Genomic DNA, 19,014 nt, shown 5'->3' with positions numbered 1-19,014 from the left:
GATCTCTTGCGAAGGATCCCCAATTTGCGAGAGCGGAGCCATAGAACCGAGGAATCCGACAGAATGGTTAACACAGGTTTCTACCATCGCTTAGGGCGGGGTCTGAGCCAGCGCGATACGAACCATCACTATGAAGGAGAGGTGCACGGTGCAGTCCGAGAACTCTCACGCTTCCGATCGTCACATTCTGGTAATTGCCCACACCGGTCGTGCCGAATCGTTGACGGCCGCGATCTCGGTGTGTCATCAGCTCATTAGCGCTGGCATTGTGCCCGTGTTGGCGCCCGATAGCTACGAAACTATTCTTCAGGCTGAGCCGACCCTGTCTCCCGTCTCCCGACTAGGTAACGAGGTCGAGACGGGCGAGCTCGAGCTTGTTATCGTCCTCGGTGGCGACGGCACAATCCTCCGTGCGGCTGAGCTGACCCGTGGGTGCAGTGCTCCACTGCTCGGGGTTAACCTGGGCCACGTTGGCTTCTTGGCTGAAAGCGAACGCGAAGAACTCACCTCCACTGTCGAACGCGCTCTCGCTCGCGACTACCTCGTTGAGGAGCGCATGACGCTCTCTGTGCGAGTGAAAGTCGATTCCGAGGTTGTCTACGAGACGTGGGCCCTCAACGAAGCCACCGTTGAAAAAGCGAGTCGTGAGCGGATGCTCGAAGTCGTGATTGAGGTCGACGGCCGACCCCTCTCATCCTTCGGTTGCGACGGTGTCGTCATGTCGACCCCCACCGGATCCACTGCCTACGCATTTTCGGCGGGAGGCCCTGTCGTCTGGCCCAGCCTCGATGCCATTCTCCTTGTGCCGCTGAGCGCCCATGCTCTCTTTGCGCGACCGATTGTCGTTGGGCCAGACTCGGCTCTCGCCGTTGAGGTGCTCGATCGCAACATGGGAATCGGCGTGCTGTGGTGTGACGGCCGTCGCGCCTATGACCTGCCCCGAGGTGCTCGTGTCATCGTGCGCCGCTCGCCGGTTCCGGTGCGGCTTGCTCGACTCGCACAGAGCCCGTTCACTGATCGTCTCGTCAAGAAGTTCAATTTGCCTGTCAATGGATGGCGTGGCCCGGCCTCGGAGGAGGGCACCCACCCGTGATCGAAGAGATCTCCATTCGCGGCCTCGGTGTCATCGCCTCAGCCCGCCTTCCGCTCGGTCCCGGGTTCACCGCGCTCACCGGCGAAACCGGCGCAGGTAAGACAATGGTGGTCACCGCCCTCGGGCTGCTGTTGGGGGAGCGCGCCGATGCGGCAGCGATCCGCGCAGACAGTGACCAGGCATCCGTTGAAGGTCGCTGGGTCATCGACCCGGAGTCGGCGGTCGCCGAACGTGTGCGGGATGCCGGTGGCGATCTTGATGACGGCGAACTACTACTCGTGCGTACCGTCTCGCGGGAGGGCCGCAGTCGCGCAGTCGTCGGTGGCCGAAGTGCACCAGTGGGCGTGCTCACCGAACTGGGCGATCAGCTCGTCGTTGTGCACGGGCAATCCGACCAAATCCGGCTCAAGTCATCCATAGCGCAGCGCAACGCACTCGACCGCTTTGCCGGAGCCGAGCTTGCCGCAGTGCTTGGGCAGTACCAAACTGTGTTCCGCCGCTGGCAGTCTGCCCAGGGCGAACTCGATGTCCTTGTTGCCGAGGGGGATCTGCGCAGTCGTGAAGCCGAAGAACTTCGCGTAGCGATCGATGAGATTGAGGCGGCCGAGGTGCGCCGCGGCGAAGACGTCGAGCTCGCCGAACGAGCCGATCGACTCGCCAACCTTGAAGGACTGCGCCTCGCGGCTGAAGGTGCCCACGCGGTGTTGTCGGCGGATGCCGCAGACGACAGCTCCGATGTGGTTGCCCAGCTTGCCTCGGCCCATCGAGGGCTTGAGCGGGTTGCTGAGCACGACGCACAGCTCGCATCGATCGCCGAAGGGTTGGCGGCAGCATCCATCACCCTCGGAGAGATTGCCACCGATTTGGCTGGCTACCTCGCGAGCCTCGATGCCGATGGCAGCCGCGAACTAGAACAAGTAGAAGAACGTCGCAGCCAACTTGCTGCCCTCGTGCGCAAGCACGGCCAGCGCCTCGACGATGTCGTCGACGTGCTCGATACCGGCAGCCAGCGCCTGCTTGAGCTCGACAACGACTCCACCCGCATTGACGCCCTGCGCGCACACGTCGAGGCTGACCAGGCTGAGCTGATTGCTCTGGCCGTTCAGGTCAGCGACGTGCGCACGCGAAGCGCCGAACGGCTCTCTGCAGAGGTCACGAGCGAACTCGCGCAACTAGCGATGGCCAATGCCGAAATCGTTGTCACCGTCGAGGACCGCAGTGACTACTCGTTCAACGGCAAAGACGAAGTCTCAATTCTGCTGCGCCCGCATCCGGGAGCGCCACCACGTCCGCTCGGCAAAGGCGCATCCGGGGGCGAACTCTCTCGCGTCATGCTTGCCATTGAAGTCGTTATCGCCGGCAACGACGCCGTGCCCACCTTCATCTTCGACGAAGTGGATGCCGGAGTCGGCGGTGCCGCCGCAATCGAAATCGGAAAGCGGTTGGCACAGCTCAGCCGCACCGCCCAAGTGATCGTTGTCACCCACCTGGCCCAGGTTGCCGCGTTTGCCGACAACCACCTCAGCGTGATCAAGGGCGACGACGGCTCCGTCACGGCATCCAGCGTTCACAAGCTTGAAGGGGAGGCGCGCATTGCCGAGATGGCGCGACTGCTCTCGGGCCTACCGGATTCCGAGTCGGGGCTCGCTCACGCGCGTGAACTCATTCAGACTGCCCACGAACTCGAGCACGCAAGCCGCTAGCGCAGGCTGCAAACGCGACGAAGCATTCCCGCCTTGCGACACCCAGCCTATTAAACCGATAACGAAACGCCCTGACGCCGCGCCAGAAACGTCAGTCGTGGGATACGATAGAACCCCGTGGTGGACAATAAAAACGCGGTCGTAACAAAGCACATCTTCGTCACCGGAGGAGTTGTCTCTTCTCTCGGTAAAGGCCTCACGGCGGCGAGTCTCGGTAACCTGCTGACAGCACGCGGGCTCCGCGTCGTCATGCAGAAGCTAGATCCCTATCTGAATGTGGATCCCGGCACCATGAACCCCTTCCAGCACGGTGAAGTCTTCGTCACCGATGATGGCGCCGAAACCGACCTTGACATCGGCCACTACGAGCGCTTCCTCGACATCAAGCTCAACCAGGCAGCGAACGTCACCACCGGTCAGATTTACTCCGAAGTGATCGCCAAAGAACGTCGCGGCGAGTACCTCGGCGACACCGTGCAGGTCATCCCGCACATCACCGACGAAATCAAGCGCCGCATGCGCCTGCAAGCCGCCGGCCCTTTTGACGGTGACAACCCGCAGCCCGACGTGATCATCACCGAAATCGGGGGAACCGTCGGTGACATCGAAAGCCTGCCCTTCATCGAATCCGCGCGTCAGGTTCGCCACGAACTCGGTCGCAAGAACGTCTTCTTTGTGCACGTCTCGCTCGTGCCCTTCATGGCCGCATCCGGTGAGCAGAAGACCAAGCCCACCCAGCACTCGGTTGCCGCACTGCGCTCAATCGGTATCCAGCCCGATGCACTCGTGTTGCGCAGCGACCGCCCCGTCTCCGAAGCCAACAAACGCAAAATTGCGCTCATGTGTGATGTTGAAGAGGATGCCGTCGTTAACGCCACCGACGCGTCGAGCATTTACGACATCCCCGAAATGCTGCACAGCCAGGGACTCGACGCCTACATCATCAACCAGCTCGGTCTCGAAGCTAAGTCCGTGAACTGGGATGGCTGGAGCGAGCTGCTCGACGCCGTGCACAACCCCAAACATGAAACCACGATCGGTCTTGTCGGCAAATACATTGACCTGCCCGACGCCTACCTCTCGGTAATCGAAGCACTGCGTGCCGGCGGATTCGCGAACAACGCCAAAGTCAACATCCGCTGGGTGGCCTCCGACGACTGCGAAACTCCCGAAGGCGCAGCAAAGCAACTCGGTGACCTCGACGGCATCATCGTTCCCGGTGGATTCGGTGTGCGCGGCATTGAGGGCAAGCTTGGCGCCCTCAAGTTCGTTCGCGAGAACGGCATCCCCGCCCTCGGCATCTGCCTGGGTCTGCAGTGCATGGTCATCGAATACGCCCGCGACATGGCAGGCCTCGAAGGTGCATCCTCGACTGAGTTCGACGCCGACAGCGAGTACCCGGTCATCGCCACGATGGCCGAGCAGGTCGACATCATCGCTGGGGGAGACATGGGAGGCACGATGCGTCTCGGCCTCTACAACGCCAACCTCGAGCCCGGTTCGATCGTCGAAGAAATTTATGGCGCACCGACCGCAGCCGAGCGTCACCGTCACCGCTACGAAGTGAACAACGAATACCGCCAGCAGATCGCGGATGCCGGACTCACGTTCTCCGGAATCTCACCCGACCGCACCCTCGTCGAGTTCGTGGAACTGCCGCGCGAAGTTCACCCCTACTACGTCGGAACCCAGGCTCACCCCGAACTGCTGTCGCGCCCGAACCGCGCGCACCCGCTGTTCCGTGGCCTTGTTGCGGCAGCGCTCGAACGTCAAAAGTCCAGCCGCCTCTTTGAGGTGACTGAGCAGGATGATGCATAACGACCTCAGTGACGACCGCGTCACCCCACGACTGCTGAAAACCGAAACAGTGTTCGCCGGTCATGTGTGGAATGTCGACCGGGAAAGTTTTGAGCTAGACGGCTCTGCCATCACCCGTGAGTTTGTGAATCACACGGGCGCAGTTGCGGTGTTGGCCATGGATGAGCGTGACCGGGTTTTGCTGATCAAGCAGTACCGGCATCCGGTGCGCTTGCGCGATTGGGAACTGCCCGCTGGCCTCCTCGACGTTCTCCATGAGTCGCCGCTGGGTGCTGCGCAACGTGAATTCGCTGAAGAAACCGATCTGCAGGCTGAGTCCTGGCATGTGCTCAGCGAAATGCTGACCTCGCCTGGCGGAAGCAACGAAGCGGTGCGCATCTATCTGGCACGCGGCGTGAGCGCCACGGGTGACACGTTCGACCGCTTTGCGGAAGAGGCCGGCATTGAAATGCGCTGGGTCCCGCTGGAAGATGCTGTCGAAGCGGTACTTGACCGACGCATCCAGAACTCGATCGTCTGCGTTGGGCTTCTTGCCGCCCAACTCGGGCGCGAGCGGGGCTGGAACACACTCGGCGCTGCCGATGAGCCGTGGCCGCGGCATCCACGAAACTACGACGAATAGTTCGCCCGAGAAGTTCGCGCGAGAAGCGGAGCCAGATGAGTGAGTCGACGCGCACCGGGGCGGGGAACGCGATTGCGGTCGCCTCTGAGCGATACCTTCGGCATCTGGCGATTGAACGTGGCCTATCGCAGAACACGTTGGCGGCGTATCGCCGAGATATTGAGTCGTATCTCGCGTTTCTGAGTGAGCACGAAATTGAGAGCCCCGACGGGATTTCTGCGGATGACGTGACCGCGTTTGCGCACAGCCTGCGAGCTGATGTGGAGCGTCCACTCGCGGCCTCTTCGGTCGCACGAATGCTGTCGACCGTGCGCGGGCTACACACGTTCTTTGTCGATGAGTCGCTCGCGACTGTCGATGTTGCGCACGCGGTGGCGATTCCGAAGCAGACGATGCGGCTGCCGAAAGCGATCACTATCGAGCAGATGTCAGCGGTGCTGTCGTCGTTTGATGGGGATGATGTGATCTCGTTGAGGAATACTGCCCTGCTCGAACTGCTCTATGCCACGGGTGCCCGAGTTTCTGAGGTGGTGTCGCTGAACGTTGACGACATGATCGATGGCGACATCGTGCGCCTGCTGGGCAAGGGCAATAAGCAGCGCATCGTTCCGGTGGGCAGTTTTGCTCAGGAGGCTATCCAGAAGTATCTGGTGCGGGCGCGGCCAACGCTCTCGGTGAAGGGGCCGTCTACTCCGGCGCTGTTTATGGGCGCGCGCGGGGCACGGTTGTCTCGGCAAAACGTGTGGCTGATCATCCGGGCCGCCGCCGAACGCGTGAACTTAGGGATCGATATTTCTCCCCACACCTTCCGGCATTCGTTCGCGACGCATCTGCTCTCGGGCGGTGCCGACGTGCGTGTTGTTCAAGAACTGCTCGGCCATTCGTCGGTTGCGACAACGCAGATCTACACAATGGTCACCGCTGACACCCTGCGCGACATGTACACGACGGCGCATCCGCGGGCTCGCTAGCATTCCCGCGTGTCGCTCATCCAAACCCTCAACCTTTGGTAGAGGTGACCCTGCGGTGTCCGCGCGTGGGAGCACAAGCTGTGACGGATGCGCGACGTAAACTTTTCGCATGACAGCACCCCGTGATACCAAGTCGGGGCTGGCAGGGTTGGATGTTCAGGCACTGGGCCCAACCGGCCGGCCGCTCACTAACTTTCCTGAGCCACCACCGCTCAGGGGGCACGGCCCTGCACGCATCATTTCGCTGTGCAATCAAAAGGGTGGCGTAGGCAAGACGACCACCACGATCAATCTGGGCGCATCGTTTGCCGAATACGGCCGACGCGTGCTCGCGATCGACTTCGACCCTCAGGGTGCCCTCTCGGCGGGCCTGGGCGTGCCTACGCACGATGTACCCACCATCTACGACCTACTGCTCGGCACGATTAAGAACCCGGCAGAAGCAATCGTGCACACGAACATTCCCGGGCTCGACGTGATTCCGGCCAATATCGACCTTTCGGCTGCTGAAGTGCACCTCGTCAATGAGGTTGCCCGCGAAACGATCTTGGCGCGAGTGCTGCGCAAGGTCAGCGATCAGTACGACGTAATCCTCATCGACTGCCAGCCCTCACTAGGTTTGTTGACCGTCAATGCGTTGACGGCCGCTCACGGCGTTCTGATTCCGTTGGAGTGCGAGTTCTTTGCGCTTCGCGGCGTCGCTCTGCTGGTTGAGACGATCGAGAAGGTTCAGGATCGCCTGAATCCCGCGATCAAGCTTGACGGCATCTTGGCCACCATGTTTGATTCGCGCACGTTGCACTCGCGCGAGGTGCTTGAGCGCGTCGTCGAGAACTTTGGCGACGATGTCTTGGAGACCGTGATTGGTCGCACCGTGAAGTTCCCGGACGCGAGCGTCGCTGGCGCGCCCATCACGACCTTTGCCCCCGATCATTCCGCGGCACACGCCTACCGCCAGGTGGCGCGAGAGCTGATCGCCCGTGGCGCCGTCGCCTAGCGATGTGGAAGAGGCCCAGTCGCCGGCGCCGGGTTTCGCGGTCTCGCTCAATAACTTCACCGGGCCATTCGACCTATTGCTTTCGCTGATCACTAAGCACGAACTCGATATCACCGAGGTTTCGCTGTCGAGGATCACCGACGAGTTCATTGCTTACCTGCGGGATATCGAGTCCACGGGCGATGGCAGCGGCGATGGAATCGATGAGCTCGACCAAGCCAGCGAGTTTCTCGTCGTTGCGGCGACCCTGCTCGACCTCAAGGTTGCCGGGCTTTTGCCTCAGGGCGAACTAGTGGATGCCGAAGACGTCGCCCTGCTCGAAGCCCGCGATCTGCTCTTCGCGCGTTTGCTGCAGTACCGGGCGTTCAAGCAGGCAAGTGACTGGTTCTCGGGCCACTTCGACGCCGAGTCGACGCGCACGGTGCGTTCGGTGCGACTCGAAGAGAAGTTCCGCACGCAAACTCCCGAGCTGGTGTGGACGCTCAGCCTTGACGATTTCGCCGCCCTCGCGACTCTTGCGTTCACGCCGCGAGAGATTCCGAGCGTTGGGCTCGACCATTTGCACGCACCGCTGATCAGCATTCGCGAACAGGCCGCATATGTGGTCGCATTGTTGCGTGCGGGGGAGCCGATGACGTTCCGACAATTGATTGCTGGTGCGGAGCTCAAAGGCGTGATTGTTGCGCGATTCTTGGCCGTATTGGAGCTGTATCGCGATTCACATGTGGCGTTTGAACAGATCGAGCCGCTGGGCGAGTTGACCGTGCGCTGGACCGCGCAGCACTGGTCAGACGATAGCCTCGCTAATCTGGGAGCTGACTATGGAAACTAATGCTGTAATAACTGACGCCTCAACCGAACAGTTGGTCGCTGAGTCGACGGTCGACGATGCGCCGACTGCGGAGCCGACCGCCGAAGAACTTGAGGCCGGTCCCGTTGTTGACCTCGCACGCGGGCTCGAAGCGATCTTCATGGTGGCCGACGAGCCGCAGAGCCTGGTGAGCTTAGCGACCGCGCTCAATGCGCCCGTTGCGGAGATTCGCAAAACGATTACCGCCCTGCGCGCCGATTTTGATGGCGAAAGCAACGGCCCCCGTCGTGGTTTTGAACTGCGCGAAGTGGGCGGCGGATGGCGCATTTACGTGCGTGCCGACTACGACGCTGCGGTGCGCGACTTTGTGTTTACCCAAAACCCGTCACGTTTGAGCCAGGCTGCCCTCGAAACTTTGGCCGTCATTGCCTATAAGCAACCGATCAGCAGGGGAGCGGTCGCCGCCGTGCGCGCCGTCAATGTTGATTCGGTTGTGCGTACGCTACTAGGCCGAGGACTTATTACGGAGGCGTTTACTGACAACGAGACGGGCGCCATCCATTACGAAACAACGGAGCTTATGCTCGTGCAATTGGGGATCAACTCCATTGCCGAATTGCCTCCGATCTCGCCGCTCTTATCTGATGGCTCGGATGGTTTTGATGAATAACGCTAATGGCGCAAGCCCCAGCAATCCCGAAGGTGAACGCCTTCAAAAAGTTATGGCCGCGGCCGGAGTTGCCTCGCGTCGGGTATCGGAAGACCTGATCTATCAGGGACGCGTTGCCGTGAATGGCAAAGTGGTCGAAGAGGCTGGCCGCCGCGTGACGCCGACCGACCGGGTAACCGTGGACGGCACCGCGATTCAGCTTGACACGACGAAGCGCTACGTGATGCTCAATAAACCCGTGGGCGTTGTGAGCTCTATGGCGGATGAGAATGGTCGCCCCGACCTGCTCCCGTTCACAGGCAACTACGACGAGCGGCTCTTCAACGTTGGCCGTCTTGACGCCCAAACGTCGGGCCTGATTATTCTCACGAACGATGGCGAACTCGCTCACGTGCTCGCACATCCCTCGTTCGGCGTATTGAAGACGTACATCGCCAAGGTCGAAGGAACCGTGAGCGCGCAGACCATTTCGCAGCTGATGAAGGGCATCGAGCTTGAGGACGGCCCCATTGCGGTCGACAAGGCGCGGGCGCTCGGCCGAGCATCCAACAACGAAACGATGGTGGAACTGACTCTGCACTCGGGTCGCAACCGTATTGTTCGTCGGATGCTGGAAGCCGTTGGCCACCCGGTGATCGATCTCGTTCGCCGCCAGTTTGGTCCGCTCAATCTTGGCAGCCTTGGCGTGGGCCGCACCCGCAACCTGACGAAGGTCGAGTTGGGCGCGGTGTTGACGATCGCCCGTGACGCCGAGGAACAGTCGTGAATCTTGGCCGGATAACCGGGCAGGTGCGCATCGTTGGTGCTGGACTGCTCGGTGCGAGCATTGGGCTCGGCCTACGCGCCAAGGGTGTCGATGTGATTGTGCACGATGCGTCACGCAGCACTGTGACGCTCGCGATTGACTACGGGGCTGGTCGTGTACCGCAACCCGACGATGCGCCCACGCTCGTGATCGTTGCTGTTCCACCCGACGTCACGGCCGAGGTTGTCGCGAGTGAACTTGCGGCGTGGCCCCGAGCGACCGTAACGGATGTCGCCAGCGTGAAAGTGGGCGTGCTCGACGAACTGATCGCACTGGGTGTCGATCTTGATCGCTACGTTGGATCGCATCCACTCGCTGGACGCGAACGTGGCGGTGCCAGTGCCGCGCGCGCCGATCTGTTCATTGGTCGACCGTGGGTGGTTGGCCGGGGAGAACCTTTCCGACGCCGTGCGGTCGAAGATGTGGTCATCGAACTCGGTGCGATTCCGGTGGCGATGTCTGCTTCCGAGCATGACAATGCGGTGGCTCTGATTTCGCACGTTCCCCAGGTGGTGGCGAGCCTGCTCGCGCACCGGTTGGCTGGGGCATCCGAAGCTGCTGTTGCTCTTTCTGGCCAGGGACTGCGCGACACCACCCGCATTGCGTCAAGCGCGCCCGAGCTGTGGGTGCAGATTTTGGGCGCAAACTCGGGCCCGGTCGCCCAGATTTTGCGTGAGCTGCAGACCGAGCTTGGCGTGGCGATCGATGCGCTGGAGACACCGGATGCACCTGGCGCACGTCGCACGATCGCCGAACTGCTCGCCGGAGGAAACGCGGGAGTCGCTCGTATCCCCGGCAAACATGGCACGAGCAAGCACTTCAGCCAGCTCGTTGTGATGGTTGACGATAAGCCGGGGGAGCTGGCGCGACTGCTCACCGAAATCGGCGAAGCCCAGGTGAACATGGAAGACTTGCGCCTTGAGCACTCACCGGGCGCCCAATTCGGTCTCGCCGAAATCTCGGTGCTGCCCGAAAAGGAAGCCACATTGATTAGCGAGCTCGAAGCTCGTGGTTGGAAGATTGCAGAGACCTTCGCGTGAACAAGAACCCGTCGTTTGTTGTTGTGGCCGTCGATGGCCCGGCCGGCAGCGGAAAGTCGAGTGTGTCGAAAGCGACCGCTCGCGAGCTCGGCTTTGACTACCTAGACACCGGGGCCGCCTACCGCGGTCTGGCCCTGCACTGCCTCGACCGTGGTGTTGACACCCTCGGCCCGAGCAACGTGATCGATACACTTCCGCGCTTTGAGTACACCATCGGGATTGACCCCGACAACTACTTTGTGAAGGTCGACTCGGAGATCGTGACCAACGACATCCGCGAACCTCGTATCACCGGTGTTGTGTCGAACATTGCCCGCATTCCTGAGGTGCGCGAACACATGGTTGAGCTGTTCCGCAACATCATCGCTGGGAGCGAAAAGCCGGGCATTGTGGTCGAAGGTCGGGACATTACGACGGTCGTTGCCCCCGACGCTCAGGCACGAATTCTGCTAACTGCCGGTGAAGAAGCTAGAATGGAAAGACGTGCGGCCGAACTCTCCGGAGAATCGAGCGCGACAACGGCGCAACAACTCAGTTATCGAGATGCGCAGGACTCCAAAGTCGTGGACTTCATGAACGCCGCAGAAGGAGTCATCACCATTGACTCGACCAATCTTGACTTCGATCAGACCGTGACGGCCGTCGCGAGTTTCGTTCGCTCCAGCATGTAACTAAAGGACTACCCATGGCCGATCATTCGCCCGCCGAAGACGACTTTCCCGAACTGAATCCGGCTCTCGTCGAACGACTTTCCGGCATGAACGAAGACGAGGCTGCGCAGCGCACCTCCGCTTTACGCGCCGGCCTCAGTGACTACGATCTCGACGATGAAGACCTTGAAGTTCTCGATTCGGCCAGTGACGATCCTGATGCGATCTACTATCTGCCAGCGCTTCCCGTGTTGGCCATCGTTGGCCGCCCGAACGTAGGTAAGTCTGCTCTCGTCAACCGAATCATCGGTCGTCGTGAAGCTGTTGTTGAGGACACCCCCGGTGTTACTCGCGACCGCGTGAACTACAAGGCCGAGTGGAACAACCGTCACTTCACCATCGTCGACACCGGCGGTTGGGAGCCCGACGCTAAGGGCATCGACGCTTCCGTTGCTGCCCAGGCTGAGATCGCGATCGACCTCGCCGACGCTGTGCTGTTTGTGGTGGATGCCACCGTTGGCCCCACCTCGACCGACGAGCACGTCGTGCGCATGCTGCGTGCCACCAAGAAGCCAGTGATTCTCGTTGCCAATAAGGTTGACGACGTTCACCAGGAATCGGATGCCGCATCGCTCTGGAGCCTCGGCCTCGGACAGCCGTGGCCCGCCTCCGCTGTTCACGGTCGCGGCGTTGCCGACTTGCTCGACCATGTGCTCACGGTTCTTCCCAAGATTTCAACGGTTGCTAAAGAAGAAGTGGGTGGCCCTCGCCGCGTCGCTATTCTTGGTCGCCCCAACGTCGGCAAGTCGAGCTTGCTCAATAAGACTGCCGGTGAAGAGCGCGTTGTTGTTAACGATCTTGCGGGCACGACTCGTGACCCGGTTGATGAGCAGATCGAGCTTGGCGGAAAGTTCTGGCGCTTTGTTGACACCGCGGGTATCCGTCGCCGTGTTGCGTTGGCTCAGGGCGCAGATTTCTACGCAACGCTGCGCACCAGCGCAGCGCTGGAGAAGGCTGAAGTTGCTGTCGTCATCTTCGATGTCAGCCAGCCGCTCAGCGTGCAGGACCTCAAGATTGTTGACCTCGTGCTCGAATCGGGCCGTGCGCTCGTTCTGGCCTTCAATAAGTGGGATCTTCTCGATGACGAACGTCGTGACCTGCTCGAACGCGAAATCGACAAGGACCTGTCGCATGTTGCGTGGGCGCCTCGCGTAAACATCTCGGCAAAGACTGGTCGCCACATGGAGAAGCTGGTTCCGGCTCTCGAATTGGCGCTGGAGTCGTGGGATACCCGCGTTCCGACCGGAAAATTCAACGCGCTTCTTGCTGAACTCACGCAAGAGCATCCTCACCCGCTTCGTGGTGGCAAGCAGCCGCGCATCCTGTTCGGCACGCAGGCATCAAGCCGCCCACCGACGTTCGTGCTTTTCACGACCGGATTCTTGGATCCGCAGTACCGTCGATTCATTACGCGTCGACTGCGTGAGATCTTCGGCTTCGATGGCACGCCCATCCAGGTCAACATGCGTGTTCGTGAGAAGCGCAAGCGTAAGTAGTTGTTGAAATGCCAAACGGCGAGTCACTCTCTTTCGAGAGGCGACTCGCCGTTTGGCATTACGCAGTGGCCGCTAGTGGCCTGCGGGTGCTTCGCTGGGCTGCAACTCAGATGCGGGGCGCCTCACAAAGAACGTGGCCACGACGGCGAAGAGCGAGATGATTCCGCCAGCCATGAAGGCGAGGCGAACGCCGCCGGCGAGGGCGACGGTGTCTGTCGCGCCGTCTGAGGCCAGAGCGACCGACTGAACCGTCAGCAAGGCGATGAACAGTGCTGTTCCTGCGGCGCCGGCAAGTTGCTGCACGGTGCCGATGGTGGCGCTGCCGTGTGAGTACAGGTGCGGTTTGAGTGTGCCCAGCGCCGAGGTGAACAGCGGTGTGAACATGAAGGCGAGGCCGATGCTCATGGGGATGTGGATGGCGACGACCATGAACGGTGAACTGGTTTCGGAGAGCATGGTGAAGCTCCATAGTGATGCGCTCACCAGGATCGACCCCGGGACCATGAGGGGCCGGGGGCCGACTCTGTCATAGAGGCGGCCGACTACGGGGCCAAGCAGACCCATGATGAGGCTGCCGGGCAGCACGAGAAGTCCGCTCTGGATGGGTTCGAGTCCGAGAACGTTTTGAGTGAACATGGGCAGCAGAATGATGGTGCCGAATAGCGCCGCCATCATGACCATCATGAGGCCGATGGAGATCGCGAAGCCGGGGGCGGCAAAGGTGCGCAGGTCGAGTAGCGCGCTGTCAGTCTTTTGCAACTTGAGCTGACGGATGATGAACAGCGCAAGGCTGACCGCTCCGGCGGCGATCGGGATGCCGGGGGCAATGAGAACAGGGTCACCGCTGGCAGATTCGCCGAGACTCGAGAGCCCATAGATCAGGCCGGCGAATGCTACGGCCGAGAGGATGACGGACAGCACGTCGATCGACACCTTGCGGGGGTCAGTAACGTTTCTGACCTTGGTGATGCCGAGCACGAGTGCGGTGACGGAGATGGGGATCATCACGATGAACACCCAGCGCCAGTCGAAGACGGCCAAGACGAGTCCGGCAACGGTGGGTCCAGCTGCGGGCGCCATCGACATGACGATGGAGACGTTTCCCATGGTCTTGCCGCGAGTTGCCGGGGGTACGAGGGTCATCACGGTCGTCATGAGCAGCGGAAGCATCATGGCGGTGCCCGAGGCTTGAATCACCCGTCCGACGATGAGCACGAGGAACGTTGGCGCAATAGCTCCCAGCAGGGTACCGGCGGTGAAAAGGGACATCGCGGTGATGAAGATGCTGCGGGTCGAGAAGCGTTGGATGAGGAATCCGGTAATCGGAATCACTACCGCCATCGTCAGCATGAACGAGGTCGACAACCACTGGGCGGTGCTGGGCTCTATGCCCAGGTCGGCCATGATGCGGGGGATAGCGACCACGAGCGAGGTCTCGTTGAGGAACACCACGAAGGTCGCCGCAAGCATGAGGGCGATAACGAGGCGGTTGCGACCACTGTGATCGACCGCTGCCTCTGGCCCGGGTGTCCCGCGCTCAATGAGGGGGATACTGCCGGTAATCGGCGTCGTGCTGGTCATGGGATCCTGTCGTGCTGCAAATAGCGTCGTGCAAATCGTGGGACGAAGCAGCAGCCGGGGTTGAAATGGGCGCACAAATCTAACGTCATCTTTATTGTCACCGAAGCCAACGACATCCGTCAGTGAAATAGTCCACATTCGCTTCCGCCTGAGGCGAACATGAGCCCGCGCCAACCCGCTATCGTGGAGGAACAACTTGTGACACGGGGTGCCCTGCGGGGCTGAGATCACACCCGTCGAACCTGATCTAGTTAGAACTAGCGAAGGGATGTCGTGCATGTCGCGTACGCCACCACACCTACTCACTGCCACTCAAGATGCGCTCGAGGCGGTGAGATCGTCGTCGCCGCTCGTTCAGTGCATCACCAATAGCGTGGTGGTGGGCTTCACCGCTAACGCTCTGCTCGCGGTGGGTGCGGCTCCGGCGATGGTCGATATTCCGGATGAGGCGGGCATTTTTGCCGGTATCGCTTCTGGGCTGCTGATCAACCTCGGCACCTGCAGCGCTGAACAGCGGGCCGCTGCCCTCGAAGCTGCCCCTGCTGCCAATGCTGCCGGAACGCCGTGGGTGCTCGACCCGGTTGCGATCGGTGCTCTGCCGGTGCGCACTCCTCTCGCCCACCAACTGCGCGAACTTGGCCCGTCGATCGTGCGCGGCAATGCCTCGGAGATTATGGCGCTCGCCGAACTCGGTGCTGGTGGTCGTGGTGTCGACAGTACGAACAGTGTGGATGACGCGCTCGCCGCCGCGCAGAGCCTGGCTCGGGCATCCGGTGGTGCTGTTGCCATCTCGGGAGCGACTGACGTGGTGACGGACGGCGAGAGTGTTGTGCGGCTGTCGAACGGGCATCCGGTGCTCACGAGGGTGACGGGTGGCGGTTGTGCGCTGGGTGCGCTCATGGCGGCGTTTGCTGCGGTCACCCCCGATAGTCTGACTGCTGCGGTTGCTGCGACGACTGTGTACACGGTGGCGGCGGATCTGGCGGCCGAGCGTTCGGCACTGCCCGGCAGTTTTGCGGTGGCCCTGCTCGATGCACTGAACGAAGTCTCGGTTGATGACATTGCGGCGCGGGCGGTGATCGTATGAGCGGCGGTTCTGTGACCGGCTACCGCGAGAGCTTCGACCTCTCTACCTATCTGGTGACTGACTCGGGCCAGGCACACGCTGCCGGACACGACCTTGTTGATCTCGTCTCTGAGGCTGTTGCCGGGGGAGTGACGATCGTGCAGTTGCGCGAGAAGGACATGCCGGCCCGAGATTTTCTTGATCTGGTGCTGCGGGTGTCCACGGCGGTGGGGCTGACGGTGCCGGTGCTCGTCAATGATCGGGTCGATGTGTATCTGGCCGCCCGCGAGATGGGTGCCCGGGTTGCTGGCGTGCATGTGGGTCAGGGAGATTTGCCCGTTTCGGCGGTGCGCGCGCTCGTCGGCCTCGATGCGATTGTCGGGCTGAGCGCTGCGACCGGCGATCAACTCTATGAGGCGGGTGTGCGCACGGCGGGTGTCGACTATGTCGGTATTGGTGCCCTGCACCCCACAACGAGTAAGGTCGATGCCCCTGAGGCTTTGGGGCACACACGCATTGCGGCACTCATTGCGATGAGCACCCTGCCGACAGTCGCCATTGGTGGCATCGGGGTGGATGACTTGCCCCTGCTGCGCGCATCGGGTGCGGATGGCGCCGCGGTGGTGTCGGCGATCTGTGGTGCGGCTGATCCGCGGGAAGCGGTTCGGGCGCTCGCCGAAGCCTGGGCTGGCGAACCTGTGGGAGAGAGCGAAGGGGAAGACGCATGAGCGGGGCAGCATTCGAACCGCGCGGTGTGCCCACGGTGCCAACAGCGCCACCACTGCCCCCAATGACCACGGTGACCGCGGTGCCTCGCGTTCTGAGTATTGCCGGTAGTGATCCGTCGGGTGGTGCGGGCATCCAGGCTGACCTGAAGTCGATTGCGGCCAATGGCGGCTACGGTATGGCGGCGATTACGGCATTGACGGCACAGAACACGCTGGGGGTGCGCGGTGTGCATGTGCCTCCGGCCGAGTTCTTGCGGGAGCAGCTTAATGCGCTCAGTGACGATATAGCGATCGATGCGGTGAAGATCGGGATGCTCGCTACCACCGAGGTGGTTGCTGTGGTGCGTTCGTGGCTGGAGCAGGTGCAGCCGCCCCTGGTGGTGCTTGATCCGGTGATGGTGGCGACGAGCGGCGACCGGTTGTTGGATGCGGAGGCTGAGCAGGCGCTGCGGGAGCTGGTGCGGTTGTGTGACCTGGTGACTCCGAATATTCCGGAGCTGGCGATCATTGCCGCGGAACCTGCCGCCGAGACCTGGCCTGAGGTGCTGGCGCAGGCCGCGCGGGTGTCTGCGTCCTACGGGGTGCGGGTGCTGGCCAAGGGCGGACACTTGAGTGGGGTGGAGGCTCCGGATGCGCTGGTGGATGCCCGTTCCGGGAACGCCCCGGTCGTGACTGAGTTTGCCGGCATCCGCATAGACACCAGCAACACGCATGGAACAGGCTGTTCGCTCTCGAGCGCTCTAGCCACTCGCATTGCGGCGACGGGTGATTGGGCTGCCGCTGTAGGGGAGTCGAAGCGGTGGTTGAGCGAGAGCATCCGTGCCGGTGCGGCGTTGCAGGTGGGGAGCGGGCATGGTCCCATCAACCATTTTGCGGGGTTGTGGCAGCGCGGGGGTGTGGTGACGGCGCCGACGCCGGCTGAGGTGCGGGAGCACTGGTGGGCTGAGGTGGCGGGCATCCGGGCGCAGATTGATGGGGGCGACTTTGTGCGTGCCCTCGGCGATGGTTCCCTCGACCGTGCCGACTTCGTGTGGTATTTGGCTCAGGATGCGCTCTATCTGCGGGATTATGCGCGGGCGCTCGCCGAAGCCGCCCGGCTGGCTCCCACAGCGGCGGAGCAAGCGTTTTGGGCGTCGAGTGCTGAGGCCTGCATTGTGACGGAGTTGCAGTTGCACGAGTCGTGGTCTCCCGAGGGCGAGGTGTTCGCTGCTTCACCCAGTGCGACAACCACGGCATACCTCAACCATTTGCTCGCAACAGCTGCCCGTGGTGACTATGCGGTGCTCGTTGCGGCCTTGTTGCCGTGTTTCTGGGTGTACCACGACGTCGGTTCGCGCCTGCACCCGCTAGCGCACGCCGAGCACCCCTACGCTGACTGGCTGACGACCTACGCCGATCAGGAGTTCACGGATGCCACGGAGCAGGCCATCACGGTAGTGACGGCGCTCGCAGCAGATGCAACCCCGCAGGTTCGGGATGCGATGCTCACCACTTTCGTGGCCTCCACGGAGCACGAACGCGAGTTCTTCGCCGCTGCGTTTGGTGTCGCGCAGACCTGATCTGGCTCCCGCGCCCGTTTTGGGCCTCAATATGAACGCGGGCACTCCGTTTCCACGGTAAGCTATTTGAGTTGTCACGGGCTGTGGCGCAGCTTGGTAGCGCACTTGACTGGGGGTCAAGGGGTCGCAAGTTCAAATCTTGTCAGCCCGACAGATACACGGAAGGGACCGTCCGCCAGGACGGTCCCTTCCGTGTATCCCGAGGTCTTATAAGCGGGGTCCCCGCCGCGCCGGTTCCGGCGCATCGCTGCCGCGAGCAACTCGGTCGCTGTGGGCTACTGCGATGTGACGGCCGTGCCGGTGGGGCGCAGCCCGACAATGAGAAGCCTCGGAATTACGCAGATCATGCGGGTTCCGGCTTGCGCTGTGGCGCATCGACTGGGTGTTGGATCGACGAGTCGTTCGTGAGTTCGTCTTGTTGCACTACGTCGCGCGTAGTCAGGTCGTCGAGAAGATCGTCACTACGAGCCTTGGCGGTGTTCATGATCGACTGCAACGACTTTGCGATGCGCTCTGTCCGCTTCTCTTGGCGTGACGCGATGTTCCAATTCATGTTGTCGTAGTCCGACTCTGTGCTGGCCTGACTCCACTGTCGGAAGTCAAGGACGAAGGTGTCGGTGTATCGCAAAATTTCCTTCCGCCACCAACGACGCCACGGTCGGCGGTGCTGCTGCGGAAGATCAGAGTAGGTGGCCGTCACAGAGTACTTTTCCGGTCGCTTCTCCTTGTAGTAATCGGGTGCTCGATCGAACGTGTACAAGATTCGGCGGCCGGGGGCAAGCATCGAAACTTGCGAAGGATCCGCGAAAACTGCGTTCAAGGTAGCCGCCTGATCGCGTAGGCCGGACTCAAATGGTGGATCGACGCGCAGGATCACATCGCTCGCGGCCGTCACCCCGATGTTCTTGATTTCAACTTGCATAAGAATTGATTTGAAAGCAAAGTCGACGATCACATACGGGCGGCTCCGTGCTCGCTCCGTGGCGAAGTGCGCTCGCAGTTGTCCGAGTGCGATCACTGCGGCGACGACCGCAGCAACGAGTGTGAGACCCGCGAACAATGCCGACCATTCATCGGGCGTCGGCGCTCCGGCTACGTTCCACCATGAAGTTTCCATCAGTGAAGCATACGAGGACATTAGAGTGCAGCGGGCTCAGTAATCGAATCAGTGTGGGCGGCCGCTGGCGATCGCGCAAACACTCTCAGCAGCACGCTGAGCGGCGAGACGTAGGCGTCCCTAGGGTACTCAAATCAGCGTACGCCGCGCGCGCCATTCGGGGGAGTGCTGCGTCAGCGTTCGCGACCCAACGGGTGCAAACACCTGCACAGCATTGTGCAGGGATT

The 19,014-nt window shown here is 61.6% G+C and carries 17 protein-coding genes, 1 tRNA gene and 1 riboswitch; of the genes, 16 read left to right on the top strand and 2 right to left on the bottom strand.

What is annotated here, in order from left to right; all coding sequences use genetic code 11:
- Positions 1–148 precede the first annotated feature (148 nt).
- From ACTJJW_RS13920 to der, 12 genes are all read left to right on the top strand, one after another.
- Positions 149–1,093, top strand: coding sequence for an NAD kinase (locus ACTJJW_RS13920; RefSeq protein WP_462645638.1), 945 nt, complete (start codon positions 149–151; stop codon positions 1,091–1,093).
- Positions 1,090–2,796 (top strand): DNA repair protein RecN, encoded by a 1,707-nt coding sequence (gene recN / locus ACTJJW_RS13915; protein ID WP_462645636.1) that lies wholly within the window; start codon positions 1,090–1,092, stop codon positions 2,794–2,796. Before ACTJJW_RS13920 ends, recN begins: the two co-directional genes overlap by 4 nt.
- A 117-nt stretch (positions 2,797–2,913) precedes the next feature.
- Positions 2,914–4,614 (top strand): CTP synthase, encoded by a 1,701-nt coding sequence (locus tag ACTJJW_RS13910; RefSeq protein ID WP_462645634.1) that lies wholly within the window; start codon positions 2,914–2,916, stop codon positions 4,612–4,614.
- Positions 4,604–5,236, top strand: coding sequence for an NUDIX domain-containing protein (locus ACTJJW_RS13905; RefSeq protein WP_462645632.1), 633 nt, complete (start codon positions 4,604–4,606; stop codon positions 5,234–5,236). Before ACTJJW_RS13910 ends, ACTJJW_RS13905 begins: the two co-directional genes overlap by 11 nt.
- 35 nt (positions 5,237–5,271) lie before the next feature.
- Complete coding sequence (gene xerD, locus ACTJJW_RS13900) at positions 5,272–6,207, top strand: site-specific tyrosine recombinase XerD (protein ID WP_462645630.1); 936 nt, start codon at positions 5,272–5,274, stop codon at positions 6,205–6,207.
- 109 nt (positions 6,208–6,316) lie between these two features.
- The gene (locus ACTJJW_RS13895) at positions 6,317–7,204 is read left to right on the top strand and encodes a ParA family protein (protein WP_462645628.1); all 888 of its coding nucleotides are present in this window, start codon (positions 6,317–6,319) and stop codon (positions 7,202–7,204) included.
- The gene (locus ACTJJW_RS13890) at positions 7,188–8,036 is read left to right on the top strand and encodes a segregation and condensation protein A (RefSeq protein WP_462645627.1); all 849 of its coding nucleotides are present in this window, start codon (positions 7,188–7,190) and stop codon (positions 8,034–8,036) included. The genes ACTJJW_RS13895 and ACTJJW_RS13890 overlap by 17 nt, the downstream gene beginning before the upstream one ends.
- A 31-nt stretch (positions 8,037–8,067) precedes the next feature.
- Positions 8,068–8,685 carry an SMC-Scp complex subunit ScpB gene (gene scpB, locus ACTJJW_RS13885; RefSeq protein ID WP_462645661.1) on the top strand — a complete coding sequence of 206 codons (618 nt, stop codon included), beginning with the start codon at positions 8,068–8,070 and terminating at the stop codon, positions 8,683–8,685.
- Positions 8,678–9,451 carry a pseudouridine synthase gene (locus ACTJJW_RS13880; RefSeq protein WP_462645625.1) on the top strand — a complete coding sequence of 258 codons (774 nt, stop codon included), beginning with the start codon at positions 8,678–8,680 and terminating at the stop codon, positions 9,449–9,451. The genes scpB and ACTJJW_RS13880 overlap by 8 nt, the downstream gene beginning before the upstream one ends.
- Positions 9,448–10,530: a prephenate dehydrogenase gene (locus ACTJJW_RS13875; protein WP_462645623.1), complete on the top strand. Its 1,083-nt coding sequence runs from the start codon at positions 9,448–9,450 to the stop codon at positions 10,528–10,530. The genes ACTJJW_RS13880 and ACTJJW_RS13875 overlap by 4 nt, the downstream gene beginning before the upstream one ends.
- On the top strand, positions 10,527–11,201 hold the full coding sequence (cmk, locus tag ACTJJW_RS13870) for a (d)CMP kinase (RefSeq protein ID WP_462645621.1): 675 nt from the start codon (positions 10,527–10,529) through the stop codon (positions 11,199–11,201). Before ACTJJW_RS13875 ends, cmk begins: the two co-directional genes overlap by 4 nt.
- Positions 11,202–11,215: 14 nt before the next feature.
- Positions 11,216–12,736, top strand: coding sequence for a ribosome biogenesis GTPase Der (gene der / locus ACTJJW_RS13865; RefSeq protein ID WP_462645619.1), 1,521 nt, complete (start codon positions 11,216–11,218; stop codon positions 12,734–12,736).
- A gap of 72 nt (positions 12,737–12,808) precedes the next feature.
- On the opposite strand, the gene ACTJJW_RS13860 is transcribed toward der, so the two are convergent.
- Positions 12,809–14,317, bottom strand: a complete 1,509-nt coding sequence (locus ACTJJW_RS13860; protein WP_462645617.1) for a DHA2 family efflux MFS transporter permease subunit — start codon at positions 14,315–14,317, stop codon at positions 12,809–12,811.
- A 194-nt stretch (positions 14,318–14,511) separates the two neighbouring features.
- Positions 14,512–14,603, top strand: a riboswitch (TPP riboswitch).
- Between ACTJJW_RS13860 and thiM the strand changes: the two genes are divergently transcribed.
- From thiM to ACTJJW_RS13840, 4 genes are all read left to right on the top strand, one after another.
- Positions 14,595–15,404: a hydroxyethylthiazole kinase gene (gene thiM / locus ACTJJW_RS13855; protein ID WP_462645616.1), complete on the top strand. Its 810-nt coding sequence runs from the start codon at positions 14,595–14,597 to the stop codon at positions 15,402–15,404. (Overlaps the previous riboswitch by 9 nt.)
- Positions 15,401–16,111: a thiamine phosphate synthase gene (thiE, locus tag ACTJJW_RS13850; RefSeq protein WP_462645614.1), complete on the top strand. Its 711-nt coding sequence runs from the start codon at positions 15,401–15,403 to the stop codon at positions 16,109–16,111. The genes thiM and thiE overlap by 4 nt, the downstream gene beginning before the upstream one ends.
- Entirely contained in the window at positions 16,108–17,670 is a 1,563-nt protein-coding gene (locus tag ACTJJW_RS13845; RefSeq protein WP_462645612.1) for a bifunctional hydroxymethylpyrimidine kinase/phosphomethylpyrimidine kinase, read from the top strand. The genes thiE and ACTJJW_RS13845 overlap by 4 nt, the downstream gene beginning before the upstream one ends.
- A gap of 77 nt (positions 17,671–17,747) precedes the next feature.
- Positions 17,748–17,821 (top strand) — tRNA-Pro (locus tag ACTJJW_RS13840).
- A 192-nt stretch (positions 17,822–18,013) separates the two neighbouring features.
- On the opposite strand, the gene ACTJJW_RS13835 is transcribed toward ACTJJW_RS13840, so the two are convergent.
- Positions 18,014–18,787 (bottom strand): hypothetical protein, encoded by a 774-nt coding sequence (locus ACTJJW_RS13835; RefSeq protein WP_462645610.1) that lies wholly within the window; start codon positions 18,785–18,787, stop codon positions 18,014–18,016.
- Between the last annotated feature and the right edge of the window lie 227 nt (positions 18,788–19,014).

Source organism: Rhodoglobus galactosidasius (assembly GCF_054957775.1).
This window is presented reverse-complemented; position numbering and strand designations above follow the sequence as displayed.

What these genes read in the sequence shown, in the direction of transcription:
- ACTJJW_RS13905 (WP_462645632.1), top strand. Translation starts at nt 4,604, where the DNA reads ATGATGCATAACGACCTCAGTGACGACCGCGTCACCCCACGACTGCTG.
- xerD (WP_462645630.1), top strand. Translation starts at nt 5,272, where the DNA reads ATGAGTGAGTCGACGCGCACCGGGGCGGGGAACGCGATTGCGGTCGCC.
- ACTJJW_RS13895 (WP_462645628.1), top strand. Translation starts at nt 6,317, where the DNA reads ATGACAGCACCCCGTGATACCAAGTCGGGGCTGGCAGGGTTGGATGTT.
- ACTJJW_RS13880 (WP_462645625.1), top strand. Translation starts at nt 8,678, where the DNA reads ATGAATAACGCTAATGGCGCAAGCCCCAGCAATCCCGAAGGTGAACGC.
- der (WP_462645619.1), top strand. Translation starts at nt 11,216, where the DNA reads ATGGCCGATCATTCGCCCGCCGAAGACGACTTTCCCGAACTGAATCCG.
- ACTJJW_RS13860 (WP_462645617.1), bottom strand. Translation starts at nt 14,317, where the DNA reads ATGACCAGCACGACGCCGATTACCGGCAGTATCCCCCTCATTGAGCGC.
- thiM (WP_462645616.1), top strand. Translation starts at nt 14,595, where the DNA reads ATGTCGCGTACGCCACCACACCTACTCACTGCCACTCAAGATGCGCTC.
- thiE (WP_462645614.1), top strand. Translation starts at nt 15,401, where the DNA reads ATGAGCGGCGGTTCTGTGACCGGCTACCGCGAGAGCTTCGACCTCTCT.
- ACTJJW_RS13845 (WP_462645612.1), top strand. Translation starts at nt 16,108, where the DNA reads ATGAGCGGGGCAGCATTCGAACCGCGCGGTGTGCCCACGGTGCCAACA.
- ACTJJW_RS13835 (WP_462645610.1), bottom strand. Translation starts at nt 18,787, where the DNA reads ATGGAAACTTCATGGTGGAACGTAGCCGGAGCGCCGACGCCCGATGAA.